This window comes from Streptomyces sp. NPDC090499 (assembly GCF_044769305.1).
GTDB lineage: Bacteria > Actinomycetota > Actinomycetes > Streptomycetales > Streptomycetaceae > Streptomyces.
The window spans coordinates 153496-176781 of record NZ_JBIVXP010000010.1 but is presented as its reverse complement, the minus strand read 5'-3'; the positions used below and the strand labels follow the sequence as shown (position 1 = coordinate 176781).

The following is a 23286-nucleotide window of genomic DNA, read 5'->3' as shown; positions in this document are numbered from 1 at the left end:
GATCGGGGGTACAGGCGGGGTGTTCCGGTGGCTGAAACCAGCCGTATTCAGATGTGGCGGTTCCCGCCGAAGCGGGCCCCGGGTCAGACCTGGAGCGTCCGCGGCTTGTACGACGGCCGCTTGGCCTCGTAGGCGGCGATGTCGGCCTCGTTCCGGAGGGTGATGGAGATGTCGTCCAGACCGTTCAGCAGCCGCCAGCGGGAGTTCTCGTCCAGCTCGAAGGAGGCGGTGACGCCCTCGGCGCGCACCTCCCGGGCCTCCAGGTCGACGGTGATCTCGGCCTGCGGGTCCTTCTCGGTGAGCTCCTGCAGCGCCTCCACGATCTTCTGGTCCAGGACCACCGTGAGCAGGCCGTTCTTCAGCGAGTTGCCCCGGAAGATGTCGGCGAAGCGGGAGGAGATCACGGTCTTGAAGCCGTAGTTCTGCAGCGCCCAGACGGCGTGCTCACGGGAGGAGCCGGTGCCGAAGTCGGGGCCGGCGACCAGCACCGTGGCGCCCTGCCGCTCGGGGCGGTTGAGGATGAATTCCTCGTCCTTGCGCCAGGCCTCGAAGAGCCCGTCCTCGAAGCCGTCCCTGGTGACCTTCTTGAGCCAGTGAGCAGGGATGATCTGGTCGGTGTCGACGTTGGAGCGGCGCAGCGGGACGGCCCGGCCGGTGTGCGTGGTGAATGCTTCCATGGCTGATCAGACTCCAGCGGGCGTACGAGCGTCGGACAGGTCGGCCGGGGAGGCCAGGTGGCCCAGGACGGCGGTTGCGGCCGCGACCTGCGGCGACACCAGGTGGGTACGGCCGCCCTTGCCCTGCCGCCCCTCGAAGTTGCGGTTGGAGGTGGACGCGGAGCGCTCGCCGGGGGCCAGCTGGTCGGGGTTCATGCCGAGGCACATCGAGCAGCCCGCGTGCCGCCATTCGGCGCCGGCGTCCTTGAAGACGACGTCCAGGCCCTCGGAGACGGCCTGCAGCCCGACCCGCGCGGAGCCGGGGACGACCAGCATCCGTACGCCGTCGGCGACTTTGCGGTCCTTGAGGATCTCGGCGGCGGCGCGCAGGTCCTCGATCCGGCCGTTGGTGCAGGAGCCTACGAAGACGGTGTCCACGTTGATCGAGCGCAGCGACTGGCCGGCCTCCAACCCCATGTACTCCAGGGCCTTTTCGGCGGCGAGGCGTTCCGAAGCGTCTTCGTACGAAGCCGGGTCGGGGACGTCCGCCGAAAGCGGCGCACCCTGCCCCGGGTTGGTGCCCCAGGTGACGAACGGGGAGAGCGCGGCGGCGTCGATGTGCACCTCGGCGTCGAATTCGGCGTCCGCGTCGGTCTTCAGGGTCTTCCAGTACGCGACGGCGGCGTCCCAGTCCTCGCCCTCGGGCGCGTGGGCGCGGCCCTTGAGGTAGGCGAAGGTGGTCTCGTCGGGGGCGATCATGCCCGCGCGGGCGCCGGCCTCGATCGACATGTTGCAGATGGTCATCCGGGCCTCCATCGAGAGCTTCTCGATGGCGGAGCCGCGGTACTCCAGGATGTAGCCCTGGCCGCCGCCGGTACCGATCTTGGCGATGATCGCCAGGATCAGGTCCTTGGCGGTGACGCCCTCGGGCAGCTCGCCGTCGACCGTGATGGCCATGGTCCTGGGGCGGGCCAGCGGCAGCGTCTGGGTGGCCAGCACGTGCTCCACCTGGGAGGTGCCGATGCCGAACGCGAGCGCGCCGAACGCACCGTGCGTGGAGGTGTGCGAGTCGCCGCAGACCACGGTCGTGCCCGGCTGGGTCAGGCCCAGCTGGGGGCCGACGACGTGCACGACGCCCTGCTCGACGTCGCCCAGCGGGTGCAGGCGCACCCCGAACTCGGCGCAGTTCTTGCGCAGCGTCTCCAGCTGGGCGCGGGAGACCGGGTCCGCGATGGGCTTGTCGATGTCGAGGGTCGGGGTGTTGTGGTCCTCGGTCGCGATGGTGAGGTCGAGGCGGCGCACCTGGCGGCCGTTCTGGCGCAGCCCGTCGAAGGCCTGCGGGCTGGTCACCTCGTGCAGCAGGTGCAGATCGATGAAGAGGAGGTCGGGCTCGCCCTCGGCGCGCCGGACGACGTGGTCGTCCCAGACCTTCTCCGCGAGTGTCCTACCCATCGCTTTCCCTCCGGCCGGCAAGCGTGCACCGGCCCAACTAGAGATCTTGAGGAGGCGGCTGCCCGTGTTCCGGGCCCCTGAAGTCGTGGTTCCGGGCGTCCGCCGCCGGGCCCGTTGGTCTGCGGGCCACCGTGTGATTCCAGGGTGGCGCGTTCCACGGAAAATTGAACTTGCGTTTCACAGAGTGAGACGTGAGTATCGTTGCATGGACAACAGTAGCGGCGTCGGCGTGCTGGACAAGGCGGCCCTTGTCCTGAGCGCCCTGGAGTCCGGTCCGGCCACCCTCGCGGGTCTGGTCGGGGCCACCGGACTGGCACGACCCACGGCCCACCGGCTGGCCGTGGCCCTGGAACACCACCGCATGGTGGCACGCGACATGCAGGGCCGTTTCATTCTCGGCCCGCGACTCGCGGAACTGGCCGCGGCGGCCGGCGAGGACCGCCTGCTCGCGACGGCGGGCCCGGTGCTGACGCACCTCCGTGACATCACCGGAGAGAGCGCGCAGCTCTATCGCCGCCAGGGCGACATGCGGATCTGCGTGGCCGCCGCGGAACGCCTGTCCGGACTCCGGGACACGGTGCCGGTCGGCTCGACGCTGACCATGAAGGCCGGTTCCTCGGCGCAGATCCTGATGGCCTGGGAGGAGCCGGAGCGGCTGCACCGCGGCCTGCAGGGTGCCCGCTTCACGGCGACGGCCCTGTCGGGGGTGCGCCGCCGCGGCTGGGCCCAGTCCATCGGCGAGCGGGAGCCGGGCGTCGCGTCGGTGTCGGCGCCGGTGCGCGGCCCCTCCAACCGCGTGGTGGCCGCCGTCTCCGTCTCCGGCCCCATCGAGCGCCTGACCCGCCACCCCGGCCGCATGCACGCCCAGGCCGTCATCGACGCGGCGGCCCGCCTCTCCGAGGCCCTGCGCCGCACAGGCTGACACCCCGCAGGGAGAGCCCGGCCTCAACGCCGCGGCAGGCCTCTCCCTACGCGAGTGCAGTGCCCCGTAAGGGGCGCGGGGAACTGCGCGACCAGCCACGCGCGACCCACGCCCGCCCAGCGACCGAAGCCCCCACGGCGCAGTCACTGCCACCACCGACCGCACCCGTCCGTGACACCGTCGCGACTTGTCGCGCAGTTCCCCGCGCCCCTGGCGGGGTGCTGCACTCAAGCCGATCGACAGGCGAAGCGGCTCCTCGCACAGCCACCGGCCGTCAGCCGGGCGGGCCGCCGTCGTGGCTGGTCGCGCAGTTCCCCGCGCCCCTTACGGGGCGCTCCGGTGAGCGAACCGGTCCTTCGCGTACCGGCCCCGTTGCTCCACCGGGACCACCCCGCTCGCCGCGCCCAGGCCGAACTCCGGCATGTCGAAGTAGATCGACTCGTACGAGCCCTCGGGGGCGACGTAGGTCTCGTGCCAGAGGCCCACGTGTGCGTGCAGCTTGCCCGCCTTCTCCTTGCGGTTCACGGCGCCCCACACCTTGTGATGGAGCAGGCCCACCTCGCTCGCGTACGCGTACAGCTTCTCCTTGGACTCCCAGTACTGGACGACGTAGTACGTGCGCGGCGAGGCCGTCAGCAGGATGCGGCCGAGCAGTCCCCGGCCGGGGTCCCGCGCCAACTCGGCCAGCATGCGGAACATCGCCACCATGACCGGGAGCCACTGGTGGACCGCCCAGAAGTGGTTGATGCGCATCCCGATGAGCAGGACCACCGCGTCGCCCTCGCGGGCTGCGGTCGTACGGCCCGGAATCGGTTTGGCGGACATGGAGACCATGTGGAACGACACCCCCGGAGCCTTGTCGGATAGCGACACTATCCTTTTGTGAATGCTTGGATAGTGGCACTTACCAAGGAGGCGCGCAAGACATGCGGCTTGCCCGGTTGAGCGAGCGCAGCGGGGTGTCCGCCGCGACGATCAAGTACTACCTGCGCGAGGGGCTGTTGCCGCCCGGCCGCCAGGTCAACGCCACGACCTCCGAGTACGGCGAGGAGCATCTGCGGCGGCTGCGGCTGGTGCGGGCGATGATCCAGGTGGGACGAGTCCCCGTGGCGACGGTCCGCGAGGTGCTCCGGCATGTCGACGACGACTCACTGGGCCGCACGATCCGGGTGGGCGCCGCACTGTGGGCGCTGCCGCAGCTGCCGGAGCCGGACGAGGACGACGAGTACGTGCGGGGCGCGCACCGGGAGGCCGACGCCCTGCTGGACGCCCTCGGCTGGGACAACGCCAGGCAGCTGACGACGATCTCGCCGGCGTACCGGCAGCTGGTGGTCGCGCTGGCCGCGTTCCGCCGGCTCGGCTACGACTGGGGCGCCGAACTCCTCGTACCCCACGCGAAGTTGATGTACCAGGCGGCCGTCGCCGACCTGGACTTCCTGGAGACGCGCCCGTCGGAGGAGGAGAAGGTGGAGGCCGCGGTCGCCAGCGCGGTGCTGGTGGAGCCGATGCTCCAGGCGCTGCACCGGCTGGCCCAGGAGGAGGAGTCGGCCCGGCGCTACGGCTTCGAGTAGGGCGCCGTACACAGCCGTACACACGGACAGAAGGCCCCCCGCCGAAGCGGAGGGCCTTCCTCGCGTACCCCCGACCGGATTCGAACCGGCGCTACCGCCTTGAGAGGGCGGCGTGCTAGGCCGCTACACAACGGGGGCGTGGATCTTACGCGCGTTTGATGTACAACGCCGCAGATCCGAGCTGGTCTACCTGGACTCGAACCAAGACTAACTGAACCAGAATCAGTCGTGCTGCCAATTACACCATAGACCAATGATGGTTTAGACCAGTTCGTACCCCCGACCGGATTCGAACCGGCGCTACCGCCTTGAGAGGGCGGCGTGCTAGGCCGCTACACAACGGGGGCCCTAGCGATCATCCGTGGAAGATCTCCGTACCCCCGACCGGATTCGAACCGGCGCTACTGCCTTGAGAGGGCAGCGTGCTAGGCCGCTACACAACGGGGGCTTTGCAGATGAGCTCTGCGAGCTGGCCTACCTGGACTCGAACCAAGACTAACTGAACCAGAATCAGTCGTGCTGCCAATTACACCATAGGCCACTGGAACGCAAGCCCCTGAGGGGATCTTGTTCTAGTTTTGCGCCCTCGGTTCCGGCCTTTCGGCCCGCTCCCCGGCGGCGCAGGAAGAACATTACCTGAAGGTGGACGGGGCTCCAAAACGGGTATCGGCGCGGAGGATCGCGGGCAGTTCGGCGAGGGAGGAGATCCGGTGCGGGCCGCCGGGGGCGTCCGCCCTGGTGGCCGGGCCGGCGGACGGTCCGTGGCGGTCGATCCACACCGACAGCAGCCCGGCGCCGGCGGCGCCGCGCCCGTCGATCTCCGGGTGGTCACCGACGTACGCGACCTCGTGCGGGGCGAGTTCCAGGGCCTCGCAGGCCGCCAGGAAGGCACCGGCGGCGGGCTTGGAGACGCCCAGTTCGGCGGCGCAGAGGACGGCCTCGAAACGGTCGTGCACCCCGAGCGTGCGCAGCTTGCGGTCCTGGACGTGCAGGCTGGAGTTGGACAGCACGGCGTGCCGGTAGCCGGCCGCGAGCGCGTCCAGGGCGGGCAGGACGTCCGGGAAGAGGGCCCAGACGGACTCGTAGTGCGTCAGGTAGCGGCGGAACCAGTCGTCGGCCTGCGGGTCGGTCAGCTCCGCGCCGAGGAAGACCCGCACCCGGTCGCGGCGCTGGTCCTCGAAGGAGACCTCGCCCGCCGAGAACCGCGCCCACTGCCGGTCGGTGATCTCCCGCCACCGCACCAGCGCCGCCTCCGCGCTCTCCCGTCCGGCGAGCAGCCCCTCCGCCGCCAGATGCGCCCGCATCCCCTCGCGGTCGGCACTCGTGTAGTCGAAGAGGGTGTCGTCGACGTCCCACACCACGGCTCTGATCACCCTCCCAGACTGGCACACCGGGGGCATGAGCGAGTACCGGTTCCCGTTCACCGCCGAGGCCCGTGCGGACGCGGGGTGGGCCGACGCGTGAGGGGCGGTACCCGGGAGGCCCGGGTACCGCCCCTCACGCGTGTCGCGGTGTTACGCGGTCAGCTTCGCCAGCGCCGCGTCGATCCTCGCCAGCGTCTTCTCCTTGCCCAGGACCTCCAGGGACTCGAAGAGCGGCAGGCCGACCGTACGGCCGGTGACGGCGACGCGGACCGGGGCCTGGGCCTTGCCGAGTTTGAGGCCGTGGGCCTCGCCGGCGGCCAGGACGGCCTCCTTCAGGGAGTCGGGGGAGGTCCAGTCGGCCGACTCCAGCTTCTCGCGGGCCGTGGCGAGGAGGGCGTCGCTGCCCTCCTTCATCGCCTTGGTCCAGGACGCCTCGTCCTCGACCGGCTCCGCCAGGAACAGGAAGTCGACGTTCTCGGTGATCTCCGAGAGCACCTTCAGCCGGGTCTGGGCGTGCGGGGCGACCGCCTGCCACTTCGCCTCGTCGAAGTCCTCCGGGGCCCAGGGCGCGAAGGGCGCCTTCAGCCAGGGGGCGCAGCGCTCCGTGAAGTCCTTCACGTCCAGCATGCGGATGTGGTCGGCGTTGATCGCCTCGCACTTCTTCAGGTCGAAGCGGGCCGGGTTGGGGTTCACGTCGGAGATGTCGAAGGCCGCGACCATCTCCTGGACCGAGAAGATGTCCTGGTCCGCGGAGAGCGACCAGCCCAGCAGGGACAGGTAGTTGAGCAGGCCCTCGGGCAGGAAGCCGCGCTCGCGGTAGAGGTTCAGGGAGGCCTGCGGGTCGCGCTTCGACAGCTTCTTGTTGCCCTCGCCCATGACGTAGGGGAGGTGGCCGAAGGCCGGGATCTGCCGGGCGATGCCGAGGTCGATCAGCGCCTTGTAGAGCGCGATCTGGCGGGGGGTGGAGGAGAGCAGGTCCTCGCCCCGCAGGACGTGGGTGATCTCCATCAGGGCGTCGTCGACCGGGTTGACCAGCGTGTACAGCGGGGCGCCGTTGGCGCGGACGATGCCGTAGTCCGGGACGTTCTCCGGGGTGAAGGTCAGCTCGCCGCGCACCAGGTCGGTGAAGGTGATCGTCTCGTCGGGCATCCGGAAGCGGACGATGGGCGTGCGGCCCTGGGCCTGGTACTCCGCCACCTGCTCCCCGGTCAGGTCGCGGCAGTGGCCGTCGTAGCCGGACGGCTTGCCGGCGGCGCGGGCGGCCTCGCGGCGGCTGTCCAGCTCCTCCTGGGAGCAGTAGCAGTGGTAGGCGTGGCCGGCGTCGAGGAGCCTGGCCGCGACGTCGGCGTAGAGGTCCATGCGCTGCGACTGCCGGTACGGCGCGTGCGGGCCGCCGATCTCCGGGCCCTCGTCCCAGTCGAAGCCCAGCCAGCGCATCGCGTCGAGCAGCTGGGTGTACGACTCCTCGGAGTCGCGGGCCGCGTCGGTGTCCTCGATGCGGAAGACCAGCGTGCCCTGGTGGTGCCGGGCGAACGCCCAGTTGAACAAGGCGGTGCGGACCAGGCCCACGTGGGGGTTACCGGTGGGGGACGGACAGAAACGAACGCGAACGGGAGTGCCGGGTGCGCTAGCCACGCTTGACAACCTTGTTGGTGAGAGTGCCGATGCCTTCGATGGTGACGGCGACCTCGTCGCCGACGCTGAGGGGGCCGACCCCTGCCGGGGTGCCGGTGAGGATGACGTCGCCGGGGAGCAGCGTCATGGCCTCGGTGATGTTGACGATCAGGTCCGCGATGGAGTGGATCATCTCGCTCGTACGGCCGAGCTGGCGCTGTTCGCCGTTGACCGTGAGCTGGATCGTCAGGTCGGACGCGGTGGCGAGGTCCAGGTCCGTCTCCACCCAGGGGCCCAGCGGGCAGGCGGTGTCGAAGCCCTTGGCACGGGCCCACTGCTTCTCGCGCCGCTGCACGTCGCGGGCGGTGACGTCGTTGGCGCAGGTGTAGCCGAGGATGACCTCGGCCGCGCGCTCGCGCGGGACCTCGCGGCACATGCGGCCGATGACCACGGCCAGTTCGGCCTCGTGGTGGAGGTCCTGGGAGAAGGAGGGGTACTGGATGTCGTCGCCGGGGCCGATCACCGAGGTGGACGGCTTGAAGAAGGCGAACGGGACCTCCGGGACCTCGTTGCTCAGCTCCTGCGCGTGCTCCGCGTAGTTGCGGCCGTAGGCGACGACCTTGTTGGGGAGCACCGGCGGGAGCAGGCGGACCTTGCTCAGCGGGACCTTCGTGCCGGAGAGCTCGAAGTCCGCGAACGGAATGCCCTTGATGATGTCGAGGACGAGTTCGTCCTGCTTGTCGCCCTGGACGGCGCCGAAGGCGACGTTCCCGTCGATGGAGAACCTGGCGATGCGCACGGGATCCTGGCGCCCCTCACTGAACCGGCTGGAGTCTGACGCCCCAGGCTAACGCGGTGAGGGGTGGCCGCCGCGGAATTACCCGGTCACCGGGTGCGTGAGTGATCGGCGGCCGGGTCCCGTACTACTCCGCGACCGAGGTCCCGACCGGGATCTCCATGAGGATCGTGCGCCGGGGGTTGGCGGTCTGGGAGGGGAGATCGAGGGAGTGCTCGGGCAGCTCGGGGGTCTGCAGTTCCTCGGCGTCCTTGAGGTGGGCGAGGGTGGTGCGCCGGGGGTTGGCTATGTTGCGGAACATCATCGTCGTCTTCACGGTTGTACTGGACCCCGTCATGTGTGGGTTGGCAGAGACTTCCCTCTTGTAAAGCGCCAGGCTAAACATCGAATTCCCGGCCGAAGCCGCGAAGAGGCCTTGATCTGCGTGTGAGTTTGCTCACGACCCGAGGGTCAAAGCGGTCATATCCGGCTGACAAGTCACCGCAACGAAACGGACATTGGCGAACTGAACCTGTCATTCCGCTCCTGATCATGGCGACTGGGACACGGTCGGCACACCGGCAACTGACAGGGATACGCCCTTTATGTACGCGATCGGCTTCCACATCTCGTAACGTGTCACTCACACGCTGTCACGGAGGTCACAGCTCGGTCCGCGGCCCTTGTTGGAGATCCGGCACTGTGCTGGAATTCCACGGACCGCCGCAGGATCGAGCCGGCGCGCAGGGGGCGCAACGCAGCGCCGAGTGGCGGCGAGACAGGGGGAGCCAGCGCCGGTCACACTCACGACCAACAGGGTGCGCATTCAGGGCGCTCCCCGTTCAACGCCGACACCGTGTCCTTCCGTTCCCGGAAGGGCGCCTGGTCCAGAGGTTGCGACGCTAGTGCAGGGACGTTTCAAGAGGGATGGCAGCGCTTCGGCGGAGCCGGAGGCGCACGGCGGGACCGACCGCGGTTCCTCGCCCCAGCACGCCCAGAACCCGGGCCCGGCCCCGGCCGGCGGCGGTGACGGCGGTGAGCGCCCCGGGCGCCCCGCCGCGTCGGCGTCTTCGAGCCCCCAGCCGACCGCGGGTCCGACTCCGACGATCAAGCCCGCGCAGGGTTCCCCCAACCCGGGCTCGCGCATAGCCCTGCGCAACTGGCGCATCTCCACGCGCCTGGTCTCGCTGCTCGCCCTCCCCGTGGTGGCGGCGACGACGCTGGGCGCGGTGCGCATCAACGACTCGCTCGACGACATCCAGCAGCTCGACAACATGCAGCTGCTGACGGACATGACCACGCAGGCGACCGAGCTGGCCACCGCGCTCCAGACCGAGCGCGACAAGACCGCCGGTCCGCTGGCGCACGGCGGGTCGGTCTCGAGCGTCGCGGTCAAGGGTTACGAGGACCAGACCGACCGCGCCCGCGAGAACTTCCTCAACGCCTCCGAGTCGATCGACACCGCGAGCAAGAACGGTCAGCTGCAGGGCGTCCGCGACAGCCTCGTCGGTCTGGCCGGCCAGCTGGACGACCTGGCGAAGATCCGCAAGGACGCCTATCAGCAGAAGGAGAACTCGACCCAGACGGTCGAGGCCTACCACCGGCTGATCACCCAGCTGATCGACCTCTCCCAGGACATGGCGCAGGCCTCCAGCAACCCGGAGATGATCCAGCGCACCCGCGCCCTGGCGGCGTTCTCCACCGCCAAGGAGTACGCGTCCGTACAGCGCGCCGTCATCGCCGCGGCCCTGCCCGCCAACGGCACCAGCGCCGGCGACCTCTCCGAGAACGACCGCCTGTACGGCGAGTCCGCCCAGGAGAGCGAGACCTCCGAGCTGACGATCTTCCGGAAGATCTACGCCGGCAACGCGGCCGACCTGCTCAGCCCGATCGACGGCAACAACCCGACGATCGAGGCCGCCGACACCTACGCCAAGCGTGCGCTCGGCGCCCAGAACGGTCTGAACGAGCTCAGCAAGCGCTCGTACCTGGACTGGGTCGACGACAGCTCGACCAAGATCGACCAGATGAAGAAGATCGAGCACACGCTGCTCGAGGACATGGAGCAGAAGGCGCGCGAGCTGCGCAACTCCTCCGAGCAGTCGGCGATCATCTCCGGTGCGCTGATCCTGCTCGTCCTCGGTGTGTCGCTGGTCGGCGCCTTCATCGTGGCCCGCTCCATGATCCGCTCGCTGCGCCGCCTCCAGGAGACCGCCACCAAGGTCGCCCAGGACCGGCTGCCCGAGCTGGTCAAGCAGCTCTCCGAGTCCGACCCGCAGGACGTCGACACGTCCGTGGAGTCGGTCGGTGTGCACTCCCGGGACGAGATCGGCCAGGTGGCCGCGGCCTTCGACGACGTGCACCGCGAGGCGGTCCGCCTCGCCGCCGAGCAGGCCCTGCTGCGGGGCAACGTCAACGCGATGTTCACCAACCTCTCGCGCCGCTCCCAGGGCCTCATCCAGCGTCAGCTCTCGCTCATCTCCGAACTGGAGTCCCGCGAGGCCGACCCGGACCAGCTGTCCTCCCTCTTCAAGCTCGACCACCTCGCGACCCGTATGCGCCGGAACGGTGAAAACCTTCTGGTCCTCGCCGGTGAAGAGCCCGGCCGCCGCTGGACCCGCCCGGTCCCGCTGGTCGACGTGCTCCGCGCCGCCGCGTCCGAGGTGGAGCAGTACGAGCGCATCGAGCTGGCCGCCGTGCCGACCACCGAAGTGGCCGGCCGCGTGGTCAACGACCTCGTGCACCTGCTCGCCGAGCTCCTCGAGAACGCCACCTCGTTCTCCTCCCCGCAGACCAAGGTCAAGGTCACCGGTCACGCGCTGCCCGACGGCCGCGTCCTGATCGAGATCCACGACACCGGCATCGGCCTCTCCCCCGAGGACCTCGCGGCGATCAACGAGCGGCTCGCCTCGCCGCCCACCGTGGACGTCTCGGTCTCCCGCCGCATGGGCCTCTTCGTGGTCGGTCGTCTGTCGCAGCGGCACGGCATCCGCATCCAGCTGCGCCCGTCCGACTCCGGTGGCACGACCGCGCTGGTCATGCTCCCGGTCGACGTCGCCCAGGGCGGCAAGAAGCCCGCTCCCGGCAAGCCCGGTGCCCCGGCCCAGTCCGGCGGCCCGGCGGCCGCGCAGGCCGCGGCCGGTGCGGCCGCCGCCCGTCGCGGAGGCGGCCAGGGCGGCGCCGGTGGTTCGCTCGGCGCGGGCGCCCCGGCCCCGGCGCTCGGCGGCGGTGCCGGTACGGCAGGCGGACGCGGCGGGGCCCTCGGCTCCGGCGCCCCCTCCGGCGGCGGACTGCTCGGCGCCGGTGCGGGTCCGCGCGGTCAGGTCGGTGCCGGCCAGGGTCCCCGGGCCGCGCTGCCCGGCGCGGGCCCCAACGGCGGCCGTCCTCCCGGTGCACAGGGCGGCGGACGCGGCTCGCAGGGCCGGTCGAACGCGGGTGCCGGTGCCTTCGGCAACCAGGACGCGTTCGGCAACCCGCAGGACTCCTTCGGCGGCCAGGACGCCTTCGGCAACCGCACCCCGGTCCCGCCGCAGCGCTCCGCGAACCCCTCCGACCAGGGCCGTCAGCCCCAGCTGCCGCCGCGCGGCGGCCCGCGGGCCGAACTGCCCGGCGCCACCCCGCCGGCGGGCCGGCCCAGCTGGAGCGACGAGAACGCCCAGCCGCCGCTGTCCCGTGCCTCGCTGGACACCCCGCGCGGCCACGACGAGCAGGACCCGACCCACACCGCGCCGATGCCCCGCGTCGACGACCGGCAGGACCTCGGCGCCACCTCGCAGATGCCGGCGATCCCGCAGGCTCCGTCGACCGGCGAGTTCCCGCGCCCGGACTTCAACGCGCCGAACGGCTCGCAGAACACGGGATCGTTCCCGCGGCCGGGGACGACCGGCCCGCAGGACACCGGCTCGTTCCCGCGGCCCGACGTCAACGGCCGCCACGACACCGGCTCGTTCCCGCGGCCGAACGTCAACGGCCAGCAGGACTCCGGCCAGTTCGTGCGCTCCGACGTCTTCGGCACGCCGGCCGCGCCGCAGAACGGCTCCCGTGACACGGGGCAGTTCGCCGCTCCGCAGGCCTACGACAACGGCTCCACCGGCCAGTTCGCCACGCCGTCCTACGACGGCAGCTCCACCGGTCAGCACTCCCTGCCCGGCCGGCAGAACGGCTACCCGGGCAACGGCCAGAACGGCAACGGCCAGTACGGCACGGGCCAGTACGGCACCGGCCAGTACGAGCGTCCGGGGACCAACGGCCGCGGCGTCGACTACGGTGCGCCGCAGCGCCCGCCGGTCCCGCCCGCGCCGCCGGTCCGCCAGGAGCCGGAGGCGCTGCCGCCGGCCACCGGTCCCGGTGACGGTCGTACCCCGCTGTACGACACGCTGGAGACCAACTGGTTCCACGGCGGCCAGCAGGAGCAGCAGCGCCCCCAGAGCAACGGCAACGGCTCGGCGGCCTCGGTCCCGCCGATCCCGCCGGTGCCCGCACAGCCGCCGGCGCCCGCCGCCGCGGCCCCCCAGCGTCCCGCCCAGGCAGCCTGGCGCACCTCCCCGAACGACGACCTCGTCCGGCAGGCGGAGCGCGTACGGCAGCCGGCGGCGGGCGGTGTCACCACCTCCGGTCTGCCGCGCCGGGTCCCCCGGGCGAACCTGGTACCGGGCACGGCACAGCAGCAACAGCACCAAGCGGGTCCGCAGGTCTCGCGTTCGCCTGACGACGTTCGCGGCCGGCTGACCAATCTCCGTCGGGGTATCGCGCAGGGTCGGCAGGCCGGCAGCGGCCCGCAGACCGGCAGCTTCCCGAGCCCCACTCACCAGCAGGAGCGTTAGTTGAGTCCGATGAGCCAGGCGGCACAGAACCTCAACTGGTTGATCACCAACTTCGTGGACAACACCCCAGGTGTGTCCCACACCGTCGTCGTGTCCGCCGACGGCCTCCTTCTGGCGATGTCCGAAGGTTTCCCGCGTGACCGTGCCGACCAGCTGGCGGCCGTCGCGTCCGGGCTCACCTCGCTGACGGCCGGGGCCTCCCGGATCTTCGAGGGCGGCAACGTGGCGCAGACGGTCGTCGAGATGGAACGCGGCTTTCTCTTCCTGATGTCCGTCTCCGACGGCTCGTCCCTCGCGGTCCTGGCCCACCCGGAGTGCGACATCGGTCTCGTCGGCTACGAGATGGCGCTCCTGGTCGACCGCGCGGGCGCGGTGCTCACGCCCGACCTGCGTGCCGAACTGCAAGGCAGTCTGCTCCACTGACAGCCCGGATCCAACCCGCCTCACCAAATCACCGTCCGGCCGCCACAATCCCCCCACCGGCCACGTCCGACGGCTAGCCCGACCGACTTGCTGTCCCGCCCGGAGGAACGATGACCCCGCCCACCGCCTCTCATGATCCGTACGCGGAGCCGTACGGGGACGAGGGCGACCAGCCGCTGGTACGTCCTTACGCGATGACCGGCGGCCGGACCCGGCCGCGCTACCAGCTCGCCATCGAGGCGCTGATCAGCACGACGGCCGACCCGGCAGCGCTCATGGGGCTGCTCCCGGAGCACCAGCGCATCTGCCACCTGTGCCGCGAGGTGAAGTCGGTGGCCGAGGTCTCGGCGCTGCTCGCCATGCCGCTCGGTGTGGCCCGGATCCTGGTGGCCGACCTCGCCGAGGCCGGCCTGGTCGCCATCCACCAGCCGGGCGGCGACGAGAACAACGGCGGCGCTCCTGACGTGACGCTGCTCGAAAGGGTGCTCAGTGGACTTCGCAAGCTCTGACGGAGGTCGGGCCACCACCTCCGCGAAGATCGTGGTGGCGGGCGGCTTCGGCGTCGGCAAGACCACGTTCGTGGGAGCGGTCTCCGAGATCAACCCGCTGCGCACGGAGGCCGTGATGACGTCCGCCTCGGCGGGCATCGACGACCTGACCCATACCGGGGACAAGACCACCACCACGGTGGCCATGGACTTCGGCCGTATCACGCTCGACCAGGACCTGATCCTGTACCTGTTCGGCACGCCCGGTCAGGACCGTTTCTGGTTCATGTGGGACGACCTGGTACGCGGTGCGATCGGCGCGGTGGTGCTCGTGGACACCCGGCGTCTGGCCGACTGCTTTCCGGCCGTCGACTACTTCGAGAACAGCGGTCTGCCGTTCGTCATAGCCCTCAACGGCTTCGACGGACACCAGCCCTACACACCCGAAGAGGTGCGCGAGGCGCTGCAGATCGGACCGGACGCACCGATCATCACGACCGACGCCCGGCACCGCGCCGACGCGAAGAGCGCGCTGATCACGCTGGTCGAGCACGCCCTCATGGCGCGCCTGCGGTAGCGCCGCCGCCGTACTCAAGTCCGTCATCGAGTACGGCAGTTGTCGTATGGAAACCGGAGCCGACTGTGGCCTTTGACACGGTCGGCTCCGGTGTTCATAACGTTTCGGCAGAGGAATCCAGTGGTATCGCCACGCGTCGCGGTCGTGCGGTGCCGCTGCGCTCACAATGGCCCCGCCTTTTGGCGGGGCTCGCTCTTTATGACCGTTTTATCTGGGGCTTACATCCGTGCGCTCTGCCCCAATGGACTGTTTGGAAGTGCACCGGCCCCCGTGCTGGAATGCCTGAACTGCCCATTAGTCAAAGACGTACTGAGTAGTGGTCTGAGACACACCGGGCTCTGAGAGACTGCGGCACGACGACAGGTGCCCGCCGCCGAGAGGTTGTTGGTCGAGTGAGGCGAAGCAAGAACGGTCCCGAGCCGTCGGCACGGGGCAACTTCACCCCGCCGCCGCGCGCTGCGGCGCCCACCCCTGTGCCAGCCGCGGAACCACCGGCCGCGCCCGCGAAGAGCGGCGGCCGTTTCTCCCCGCGCAACTGGCGAGTGCCGACCAGGCTGAACGCGATCCTGCTCATACCCGTGGCCGTCGGCCTGGTGATGGGCGGCTTCCAGGTGAAGAGCTCCATCGACACCTGGCAGGACGCCCGCGACGCGGAGAACACCGCGCGCCTGGTCCGCGCCGCCCTGACCTACGCCGACGCCCTCTACAACGAGCGTGACGTCAGCGCGGCACCGCTGCTCCTGAACAAGGACAAGGCGACGGTCACCCAGGCGCGCGCCGCGACCGACAAGGCCGCCGACGCCTTCGACGCGGCCGCGCAGAACATGCCGCAGAAGCCGGGCCTGGAGCGCCGCCTGAAGCTGTTCCGCGAGGCCGAGCCGCAGCTCACGAACCTGCGCGCCGCCTCGTACACCAGCAAGCTCTCCGGCGTGCAGACCGAAGAGGGCTACGTCGGGGTCGCCCACCCGCTGATGGAGTTCGCCAACGAACTCGGTCTGGGCACCGGAAACATCACCTCCTACGGCCGTACCGTCTACGCCATCTCGCTCACCAAGGCGGCCCTGTCGCTGGAGCGGTCGATCGGCATGCACCTGCTGGTCAAGCCCGGCCCGGACGCCGGCAACCTGGCCAGCCAGCGGGTCGCCCTCTCCTCGTACGCCTACCTGGAGGGCATCGCCGTCGAGGAGTACATCGGCGGTGGCACCGAGGCGGACGCGCAGAAGCTGACCGACCTCGAGAAGAAGATCAAGACGGACGGCGCGGCACTGGCCCAGCAGGCCAAGGCCAAGGACCCGAACTACGTGGCCCCGCCGTCCAAGGACAACGCGATGGTCAACGCGCTGGCGACGCTGCCGAACACCGACACCAGCACCCGCCAGGCGCTGGCCGCCCAGGGCGTCACCGCCGAGAACTGGTGGACGGTCAACACCCTCAAGTACCAGGCCTACCGCACGATCGAGTCGGACATGGCCGACAAGGCGGTGAGCGAGGCCTCCGGCATCGCCGACGACGCCAAGACCTCCGCGTTCATCACCGGTGCCGCGGTCATGGTCGCCCTGCTCGCCGCGTTCATCCTGGCCGGCATGGTGGCCCGCCAGATGTCCCGCTCGATGCGCCAGCTGCGCAACGCCGCCTTCGGCATCGCCGAGCAGCGCCTGCCGATGCTGGTCGACCAGCTCTCCCGCACCGACCCGGGCCGGGTCGACACCCGGGTGGCGCCGATCCCGATCACCTCGACCGACGAGATCGGCGAAGTCGCCCGCGCGTTCGACCAGGTCCACCGTGAGGCCGTCCGGCTCGCCGCCGAGCAGGCCCTGCTGCGGGGCAACATCAACGCGATCTTCACCAACCTGTCGCGCCGCAACCAGTCGCTGATCGAGGGCCAGCTGACCCTGATCACCGACCTGGAGAACAACGAGGCCGACCCGGACCAGCTGGAGAACCTCTTCCGCCTGGACCACCTCGCGACCCGTATGCGCCGCAACGGCGAGAACCTCCTGGTCCTCGCCGGCGAGGAGCCCGGCCGCCGCTGGGACCAGCCGGTCCCGCTGGTGGACGTGCTGCGCGCCGCCTCCTCCGAGGTGGAGCAGTACGAGCGCGTCGAGCTCTCCGGCGTCCCGGAGGCCGAGATCCACGGCCGCGCGGTCACCGACCTCGTGCACCTGCTCGCCGAGCTCCTGGAGAACGCCACCACGTTCTCCTCACCGCAGACCAAGGTCCGCGTCACGGCGACCCGTCTCCCCGACGGCCGCATCATGATCGAGATCCACGACAAGGGTATCGGCCTGACCGCCGAGGACTTCGCGGACATCAACCACAAGCTGGCCAACCCGCCGACCGTGGACGCCGCGATCTCCCAGCGCATGGGCCTCTTCGTGGTCGGCCGGCTCTCCGACCGGCACGGCATCCGGGTCCAGCTGCGCCCCTCCGGCGAGCAGGCCGGCACCACCTCGCTGGTCATGCTGCCGGACGCGATCACCCACGGCGGTGGCGGCGAACAGCCCCTGGAGCGCGACCAGTTCACCGTCTCGCAGATCATCCCGGAGCAGCAGTTCCAGCCCGAGAACTTCAACCAGCCGCAGCTCCAGCCGATGCGTACGGCGGCCGAACTCGGCTTCGACGACAGCCGCTACATCGAGGTCCCCGACGACATCCGCGACCTGGACCCCGTGGGCCGCTCGCTGATGCGCGAGGAGCGCCGTGCGGCCCTGGAGGCCCAGGCACAGCCCCCGCAGGCCGCACAGGCCCCGCAGGCCCCCCAGGAGACCGCCGAGATCCCCGCGTACGTCGACGAGTTCGACAGCGGCCGGGCGGACTACGACCCGAACGGTACGGGCTTCCAGGAACAGCCCACGGGCTACGACGGGCAGCCGGCGTACCAGGAGCAGCCGCAGGGCACGTACGACGAGCAGTACTACGCGCCCAACGGCGGCCTCCCGCAGAACGACACCTTCTCCCCCGACGCGTTCTCCGTCAGCGGCGGATACCCGGAGCCCGGTTATCCGGAGCCGGCCCAGGAGGAGCCCGCGGCCGCGCAGGCCGCCGCCGCGGAGGCCTTCCCGGCCTTCGGCGAGCAGCCCTACCAGGACGACTGGCCGCAGCAGGACGGTTACCAGAACGGCTACGGGGCCCAGTACGCTCCGCAGGCGGAGTCGGCGCAGGCCGGTGCCGTGGACGAGCGGAACCACGTAGGCTTCGACCGTCCGGGAACGGCCCCCTCCAACGGCCACCGGCTGACCGACGCCGGACTGCCCCGCCGGGGCTCCGTCGGCGGCGGCACGGGCGGCCCGAACGGCGGCGGTCCCGCGCGGCACGCTCCGGCTGCGGCCCCGGCACCGGTGGCTCCCGCGGCCCCGGCTCCGGAACCGGGCGGCGACACCTCCTGGCGTTCGCAGAACGACGAGCGCTGGCAGCAGGCCTCGGCACTGCGGAGGCCCAAGGCGGGCGGGGTCACCTCCTCCGGTCTGCCGCGGCGGGTACCCAAGGCCAACCTGGTCGAGGGCGCCGCGGAGAGCACCCCTCAGGGAGGCCCCCAGGTCTCCCGCGCCCCGGAGGACATCCGGGGCAGGCTGAGCAACCTGCGTCGCGGCGTCGAGCGCGGACGCAACGCAGGCAGTGAAACGAACGGCCAGGGCTTCGGTCCTGACAGCACCTACAACCAGGAGCGTTAGTGTGAGCCCGATGAGCCAGGCGGCACAGAACCTGAACTGGTTGATCACCAACTTCGTGGACAACACCCCGGGGGTGTCCCACACGGTGGTGGTCTCCGCCGACGGACTCCTTCTGGCGATGTCCGAAGGCTTCCCCCGCGACCGCGCCGACCAGCTCGCGGCCGTCGCCTCCGGTCTGACGTCTCTGACGGCAGGCGCCTCCCGGATCTTCGAGGGCGGCAGCGTGAATCAGACGGTTGTGGAGATGGAGCGGGGATTCCTGTTCATCATGTCCGTTTCCGATGGTTCCTCGCTCGCGGTCCTGGCCCACCCGGAGGCCGACATCGGCCTGATTGGGTACGAGATGGCCCTTTTGGTGGACCGCGCGGGCACGGTTCTTACCCCGGATCTGCGTGCGGAACTCCAGGGAAGCCTTCTCAACTAATAGTCAGACGGTGCGTTTTCGCGTCCCGGGGCCGTAAGGTTTCGGGACGCGGCTCCACAAGGTTGGGTGCCCGGCACGGTCGGAGGAGGAGAGAAAGTGGCAACACCCCCAGGCGGTTCTAATAACGGCAACTGGTCGTACGGGCCTGCGCAGGGCCAGGGCGACGGTTCCGGGAACCGGTACAACTTCCCCTCCACGCCGAGCCACCGGCAGCCGTACGCTCCGCAGGGCCCCGGCCCCTCGCCGTACGACCAGCCGCCGGCGCCGCGCATCCAGCCCGTGCAGCCGCAGCGCCGCCCCGAGCCGGCGCCGGCCTCGGGGTCAAGCAACCCCCTGGTACGTCCGTACGCCATGACCGGCGGCCGGACCCGCCCGCGGTACCAGCTCGCCATCGAGGCGCTGGTGCACACCACCGCGCAGCCGCACCAGATGCAGGGCCAGTTGCCCGAGCATCAGCGGATCTGCAACCTCTGCCGGGAGATCAAGTCGGTGGCCGAAGTCTCGGCCCTGCTGTCGATCCCTCTCGGCGTGGCCAGGATCCTCGTCGCCGACTTGGCGGAGGCGGGCCTGGTCGCCATCCATCAGCCCGGCGGCGACGAGAACGCCGGTGGCCAGCCAGACGTGACACTGCTCGAAAGGGTGCTCAGTGGACTTCGCAAGCTCTAGCGGCGGTCCTTCCCGCTCCACCACCTCCGCGAAGATCGTGGTGGCGGGCGGCTTCGGCGTGGGCAAGACCACGTTCGTCGGTGCCGTCTCGGAGATCAACCCGCTGCGCACAGAGGCCGTGATGACGTCCGCGTCTGCCGGCATCGACGACCTCACCCACACCGGGGACAAGACGACCACGACGGTCGCCATGGACTTCGGCCGCATCACCCTGGACCAGGACCTGATCCTTTACCTGTTCGGCACGCCCGGTCAGGACCGTTTCTGGTTCATGTGGGACGACCTGGTACGCGGCGCCATCGGCGCCATCGTCCTGGTGGACACCCGCCGTCTCGCCGACTGCTTCCCCGCGGTCGACTACTTCGAGAACTCGGGTCTCCCCTTCGTCATCGCCCTCAACGGCTTCGACGGCAACCAGCCGTACAACCCCGAAGAGGTCCGCGAGGCCCTCCAGATCGGCCCCGACACCCCGATCATCACGACCGACGCGCGGCACCGTGCCGACGCGAAGTCGGCGCTGATCACGCTGGTCGAGCACGCTCTGATGGCCCGGCTGCGGTAGCGGCCGGTTCTCCGAGGTTCCTGGGGCCCCTTTCCATCAGGCAGGGGCCCTTTTGGCGTACCCCGCTGCCACAATGAGCCATCTGCCGAGTGGGGGAGGCGGGGATGAGCATCGAAGTGGCCGCGGTGCGCCTGGGGCAGACGGTGGCGACGAGTGCCGTACGGCTGTGGCTGGGTGCCCGGCGGCAGGAGCAGGAACGCCGGGCGGAGATGTCGGACCTGATCCGGTCCCGGGTTCCCGGCCTGAGGTCCCAGCGGAGCGTGGAACGGCAGTTCGAGGAGATCGCGGACGCCGTGGCGGCCCGGGTCGAGCCGCTGCTGGCGCACGAGTTCCCGGGGCTCGCCGAGCACGAACGGCTGGCCGCGGTCCAGGCCGTCACGGACACGTTCGCGCACGCCGACCTGTCCGACGAGACGGTGCTGGGATCGGACGCGGACGCGGCGGAGCTGGTACGGCGGATACGGCACGACACTCCCCGGCCCGGCGGACTGGGCGAGCCCGCGGAGCGCTACTACGAGGTGCTCTTCGCCGAGTGCTGCGAGTGCTACGTACGGGTGCTGCGCCGCCTGCCCGTGTTCACCGAGCGGGCCGTCACGGAGCTGCTCGGCCGCACCACCTCGCTCGGGGCCGAACTCGCCCGGGTGCTGGAGCGGTTGCCGACGCGTTCGCTGTACGCGCCCGAGGGCTCGGACGAGGACGAGGCGTTCCTGCGGGAGTACCTCGGCCTGGTGAGCCGGTCCCTGGACGAGGTGGAGCTGTTCCGTGTGGCCTCGGAGCAGGTGACCCGGGCGAAGCTGTCGGTCGCGTACGTGAGCATGCGGGCCACGCCGGACGACGGACACCGCCGGACGGCCGTCGAGAGGCGTCCGCTGCTGCGGCGGGGCCTGCGGGACTGGGAGGAGCCGGACAGCTCCGGAAAGCGGGTGGAGAACGCGCTGGGCGGTGCCTCCCGGGTACTGCTGCGCGGAGAGGCGGGCTCCGGGAAGACCACGCTGATGCAGTGGCTGGCGGTGACGGCGGCCAGAGGGGCCTTCTCCGGGCCGCTGGGCAGCTGGAACGGGCTGATTCCGGTCCTGGTGAAGCTGCGGCGGTACGCGGGACGGGAACTGCCGTTGCCGGAGGCCCTGCTGGACGGGGTCGCGGGCGCTCTCACCGGCCACACGCCGAGGGGCTGGATGGACCGGGCCCTGCGCGACGGACGGGTGCTGCTCCTGGTGGACGGGGTGGACGAACTGCCGGCCGGCGAGCGGCAGGCGGTGCGCGCCTGGCTGACCGGCCTGCTGAACGCGTACCCCGGCATCCGGGCCGTGGTCACGACCCGGCCGGCGGCCGCCCGCACGGACTGGCTGCGCGCGCTGGACTTCACGGCCTACCAGCTGGACCGGCTGGCCCCGGCCGACCTGACCGCCTTCGTCCGGCAGTGGCACCGTGCGGTACGGGAACAAGGCGACGAACTGCCGTGCGCGGTCGAGGAGCTCCCGCAGTACGAGCAGTCGCTGCTCACCAGTCTGCAGGACCGTCCGCATCTCCAGTCGCTGGCCGCCAACCCGCTGCTGGCCGCGCTGATCTGCACCCTGCACCTCAGCAAGGGCCGCCAACTGCCGCGTAACCGCATGGAGTTGTACAAGATCGCACTGGAGACGCTGGTCCAGCACCGGGACGCGGACCGCCGGGTGCCGAGCGCCCTGGACAGCCCGCTCACCCTGTCGGACAAGCTGTGCGTGCTGCGCGACCTGGCATGGCGGCTGTCCGACAACAACCGCACCGAGATCTCCACCGAGCAGGCCTGCCGGCACGTCGCCTCCCGGCTGAGGTCCATGCGGCATCTGGACGAGGCCGACGGCGATGCGGTCCTGGACCACCTGATCGGACGGTCGGGGGTCCTGCGCTCCCCCGTGGCGGGCCGCGTCGACTTCGTGCACCGCACCTTTCAGGAGTATCTCGCCGCCGAGGACGCGGCGGACGAGGACAACATGGGCAACCTGGTCGAGCGCGCTCACCTCGACCTGTGGCGCGAGACGATCGTGATGGCGGCGGGGCACGCGAACCTGAGGCAGCGACGGGAACTGATCGGCGCCCTCCTGGACCGCGCCGCCGACGAGCCCCGCCACGCCCGGCGGCTGCGGCTGCTCGCCGCGTCCTGCCTGGAGACCATGACGACCGTGCCGGACGATGTGGCACGCCGGCTCGACGAGGCGCTGGGCGTGCTGCTGCCGCCCCGGCGGGAGTCCGAGGCGAGGTCGCTCGCGGCCGTGGGGCCCGTGTTGACGCACCGGCTGCCCGCGGCCCTGGACGGGCTCTCGGCGCGGGCGGCGCGGACGACCGTACGCACGGCGGCGCTGATCGGAGGCGAGGAGGCCATGGACCGGCTGGCCGGGTTCGCGGCGGCCAGTGACGACGCCGGCGTACGGGACGAACTCGTCGAGTCGTGGGCGTACTTCGACCCGGACGGGTACGCGCGCCGGGTGCTGTCCCGGCTTCCGCTCGACTCGGTGGAGCTGCATCTGTCCCACCCCGCTCAGTGGCCGGCGGTACTGCAGCTGCGCGGGGCACGGCGGATATGGATCGGATACGAGTTCACGGAAGGGCTGGCCGCCACGTCCGCGCTCGGCGAGCTGGACCAGCTCTGGGTGCCGCGCCTGGTGGGCGAGAACGACCTCTCGCCCCTGGCCGAACGGCCCGGACTGCGCAACCTGGTCCTGTGCGGCATGGACGACCTGCCGCTGGCCGACGTCGAACCGCTGCGTGGTCTGACCGGGCTGACCAACCTGCAGCTGCAGAACTGGACTTCCCTGCCGAAGCTCGACGCCGTCCCCGTGCCGGACTCCCTGGTGAGCCTGGGGCTGGGCACACTCGCCGAGAACGTCGACCTGGCTCCGCTGCTGGAGCGAGCCCCCTGGCAGAGCCTCTTCCTCACCGGTTCCGGCGTGCCACGGGGCCTCGGCGGGCTCGGGCGGTTGACGGACATGACCCACCTGAGCCTGTGCGGTTACGACCTGAGCACGTGGCTTCCCGCCCAGGAGAGCTGGCCACCGCGGCTGTCCAGGCTCGAACTGTACGGTTGCCGGCTGCCGGCCGACCTGGGGCCCGTCGGCGCGCTGGACCAGTTGCGCACACTGGACCTGCGGACGCACCCGGCCGGCGCGGACAACCCCCTCGACCTGCGCACCCTGGGCCGTGGTCCGCATCAGCGCCGGCTGGTGGTGATCGCTTCGGCGCAGGTCCCGCCGCCCGCCGCCCCCATCCCCGGCATCCGCGTGAAACGGCACTGACCCCGCCCTCCCGGAGGAGAGCGGGG

18 protein-coding genes and 5 tRNA genes are annotated in these 23286 nt (G+C 70.7%); 11 read left to right on the top strand and 12 right to left on the bottom strand.

What is annotated here, in order from left to right; genetic code table 11:
• Positions 1 to 83 precede the first annotated feature (83 nt).
• Positions 84 to 677, bottom strand: a complete 594-nt coding sequence (gene leuD / locus ACIQVL_RS32450) for a 3-isopropylmalate dehydratase small subunit (protein ID WP_403432810.1) — start codon at positions 675 to 677, stop codon at positions 84 to 86.
• 6 nt (positions 678 to 683) lie between these two features.
• Positions 684 to 2108, bottom strand: a complete 1425-nt coding sequence (gene leuC, locus ACIQVL_RS32445; protein ID WP_403432807.1) for a 3-isopropylmalate dehydratase large subunit — start codon at positions 2106 to 2108, stop codon at positions 684 to 686.
• A gap of 205 nt (positions 2109 to 2313) precedes the next feature.
• Here leuC and ndgR point away from each other — a divergent pair, with 205 nt between their 5' ends.
• Positions 2314 to 3030, top strand: coding sequence for an IclR family transcriptional regulator NdgR (gene ndgR, locus ACIQVL_RS32440; protein ID WP_089098541.1), 717 nt, complete (start codon positions 2314 to 2316; stop codon positions 3028 to 3030).
• A gap of 324 nt (positions 3031 to 3354) precedes the next feature.
• On the opposite strand, the gene ACIQVL_RS32435 is transcribed toward ndgR, so the two are convergent.
• Complete coding sequence (locus ACIQVL_RS32435; protein WP_403433406.1) at positions 3355 to 3855, bottom strand: DUF4188 domain-containing protein; 501 nt, start codon at positions 3853 to 3855, stop codon at positions 3355 to 3357.
• 101 nt (positions 3856 to 3956) lie between these two features.
• On the opposite strand from ACIQVL_RS32435, the gene ACIQVL_RS32430 reads away from it, so the two are divergent.
• Entirely contained in the window at positions 3957 to 4601 is a 645-nt protein-coding gene (locus ACIQVL_RS32430) for a MerR family transcriptional regulator (RefSeq protein WP_403432804.1), read from the top strand.
• A gap of 65 nt (positions 4602 to 4666) precedes the next feature.
• Here ACIQVL_RS32430 and ACIQVL_RS32425 read toward each other — a convergent pair.
• From ACIQVL_RS32425 to ACIQVL_RS32385, 9 genes are all read right to left on the bottom strand, one after another.
• Positions 4667 to 4739, bottom strand: a tRNA-Glu gene (locus ACIQVL_RS32425).
• A 43-nt stretch (positions 4740 to 4782) separates the two neighbouring features.
• Positions 4783 to 4854: transfer RNA gene (locus tag ACIQVL_RS32420), tRNA-Gln, on the bottom strand.
• A gap of 21 nt (positions 4855 to 4875) precedes the next feature.
• Positions 4876 to 4948: transfer RNA gene (locus tag ACIQVL_RS32415), tRNA-Glu, on the bottom strand.
• 28 nt (positions 4949 to 4976) lie between these two features.
• Positions 4977 to 5049 (bottom strand) — tRNA-Glu (locus ACIQVL_RS32410).
• 21 nt (positions 5050 to 5070) lie between these two features.
• Positions 5071 to 5142: transfer RNA gene (locus ACIQVL_RS32405), tRNA-Gln, on the bottom strand.
• Positions 5143 to 5233: 91 nt separating this feature from the next.
• On the bottom strand, positions 5234 to 6001 hold the full coding sequence (locus tag ACIQVL_RS32400) for an HAD family hydrolase (protein WP_403433404.1): 768 nt from the start codon (positions 5999 to 6001) through the stop codon (positions 5234 to 5236).
• A gap of 114 nt (positions 6002 to 6115) precedes the next feature.
• Positions 6116 to 7600, bottom strand: a complete 1485-nt coding sequence (gltX, locus tag ACIQVL_RS32395) for a glutamate--tRNA ligase (protein WP_403432801.1) — start codon at positions 7598 to 7600, stop codon at positions 6116 to 6118.
• Positions 7593 to 8378 (bottom strand): fumarylacetoacetate hydrolase family protein, encoded by a 786-nt coding sequence (locus tag ACIQVL_RS32390; RefSeq protein WP_403432798.1) that lies wholly within the window; start codon positions 8376 to 8378, stop codon positions 7593 to 7595. Before ACIQVL_RS32390 ends, gltX begins: the two co-directional genes overlap by 8 nt.
• Positions 8379 to 8502: 124 nt before the next feature.
• Positions 8503 to 8691 (bottom strand): hypothetical protein, encoded by a 189-nt coding sequence (locus ACIQVL_RS32385; RefSeq protein ID WP_403432794.1) that lies wholly within the window; start codon positions 8689 to 8691, stop codon positions 8503 to 8505.
• 568 nt (positions 8692 to 9259) lie between these two features.
• On the opposite strand from ACIQVL_RS32385, the gene ACIQVL_RS32380 reads away from it, so the two are divergent.
• From ACIQVL_RS32380 to ACIQVL_RS32340, 9 genes are all read left to right on the top strand, one after another.
• Positions 9260 to 13177 (top strand): nitrate- and nitrite sensing domain-containing protein, encoded by a 3918-nt coding sequence (locus ACIQVL_RS32380; RefSeq protein WP_403477125.1) that lies wholly within the window; start codon positions 9260 to 9262, stop codon positions 13175 to 13177.
• 9 nt (positions 13178 to 13186) lie between these two features.
• A complete protein-coding gene (locus ACIQVL_RS32375) occupies positions 13187 to 13600 on the top strand; it encodes a roadblock/LC7 domain-containing protein (RefSeq protein WP_003973453.1) in 414 nt (137 codons plus the stop codon).
• 110 nt (positions 13601 to 13710) lie between these two features.
• On the top strand, positions 13711 to 14109 hold the full coding sequence (locus tag ACIQVL_RS32370; RefSeq protein ID WP_019058642.1) for a DUF742 domain-containing protein: 399 nt from the start codon (positions 13711 to 13713) through the stop codon (positions 14107 to 14109).
• Positions 14090 to 14665: an ATP/GTP-binding protein gene (locus tag ACIQVL_RS32365; RefSeq protein WP_046729249.1), complete on the top strand. Its 576-nt coding sequence runs from the start codon at positions 14090 to 14092 to the stop codon at positions 14663 to 14665. The genes ACIQVL_RS32370 and ACIQVL_RS32365 overlap by 20 nt, the downstream gene beginning before the upstream one ends.
• A 392-nt stretch (positions 14666 to 15057) precedes the next feature.
• A complete protein-coding gene (locus tag ACIQVL_RS32360) occupies positions 15058 to 18336 on the top strand; it encodes a nitrate- and nitrite sensing domain-containing protein (protein WP_403477124.1) in 3279 nt (1092 codons plus the stop codon).
• A 10-nt stretch (positions 18337 to 18346) separates the two neighbouring features.
• Positions 18347 to 18760 (top strand): roadblock/LC7 domain-containing protein, encoded by a 414-nt coding sequence (locus ACIQVL_RS32355; RefSeq protein ID WP_005479603.1) that lies wholly within the window; start codon positions 18347 to 18349, stop codon positions 18758 to 18760.
• Positions 18761 to 18856: 96 nt separating this feature from the next.
• Positions 18857 to 19426 (top strand): DUF742 domain-containing protein, encoded by a 570-nt coding sequence (locus ACIQVL_RS32350; RefSeq protein WP_351707153.1) that lies wholly within the window; start codon positions 18857 to 18859, stop codon positions 19424 to 19426.
• Entirely contained in the window at positions 19407 to 19988 is a 582-nt protein-coding gene (locus ACIQVL_RS32345; RefSeq protein WP_046729246.1) for an ATP/GTP-binding protein, read from the top strand. The genes ACIQVL_RS32350 and ACIQVL_RS32345 overlap by 20 nt, the downstream gene beginning before the upstream one ends.
• Before the next feature lie 104 nt (positions 19989 to 20092).
• A complete protein-coding gene (locus ACIQVL_RS32340; protein WP_403432785.1) occupies positions 20093 to 23260 on the top strand; it encodes an NACHT domain-containing protein in 3168 nt (1055 codons plus the stop codon).
• Positions 23261 to 23286: the final 26 nt, after the last annotated feature.

Coding starts and splice junctions, on each gene's coding strand:
- leuD (WP_403432810.1), bottom strand. CDS start 677: ATGGAAGCATTCACCACGCACACCGGCCGGGCCGTCCCGCTGCGCCGC.
- leuC (WP_403432807.1), bottom strand. CDS start 2,108: ATGGGTAGGACACTCGCGGAGAAGGTCTGGGACGACCACGTCGTCCGG.
- ndgR (WP_089098541.1), top strand. CDS start 2,314: ATGGACAACAGTAGCGGCGTCGGCGTGCTGGACAAGGCGGCCCTTGTC.
- ACIQVL_RS32435 (WP_403433406.1), bottom strand. CDS start 3,855: ATGTCCGCCAAACCGATTCCGGGCCGTACGACCGCAGCCCGCGAGGGC.
- ACIQVL_RS32430 (WP_403432804.1), top strand. CDS start 3,957: ATGCGGCTTGCCCGGTTGAGCGAGCGCAGCGGGGTGTCCGCCGCGACG.
- ACIQVL_RS32400 (WP_403433404.1), bottom strand. CDS start 6,001: ATGCCCCCGGTGTGCCAGTCTGGGAGGGTGATCAGAGCCGTGGTGTGG.
- ACIQVL_RS32375 (WP_003973453.1), top strand. CDS start 13,187: ATGAGCCAGGCGGCACAGAACCTCAACTGGTTGATCACCAACTTCGTG.
- ACIQVL_RS32370 (WP_019058642.1), top strand. CDS start 13,711: ATGACCCCGCCCACCGCCTCTCATGATCCGTACGCGGAGCCGTACGGG.
- ACIQVL_RS32355 (WP_005479603.1), top strand. CDS start 18,347: ATGAGCCAGGCGGCACAGAACCTGAACTGGTTGATCACCAACTTCGTG.
- ACIQVL_RS32340 (WP_403432785.1), top strand. CDS start 20,093: ATGAGCATCGAAGTGGCCGCGGTGCGCCTGGGGCAGACGGTGGCGACG.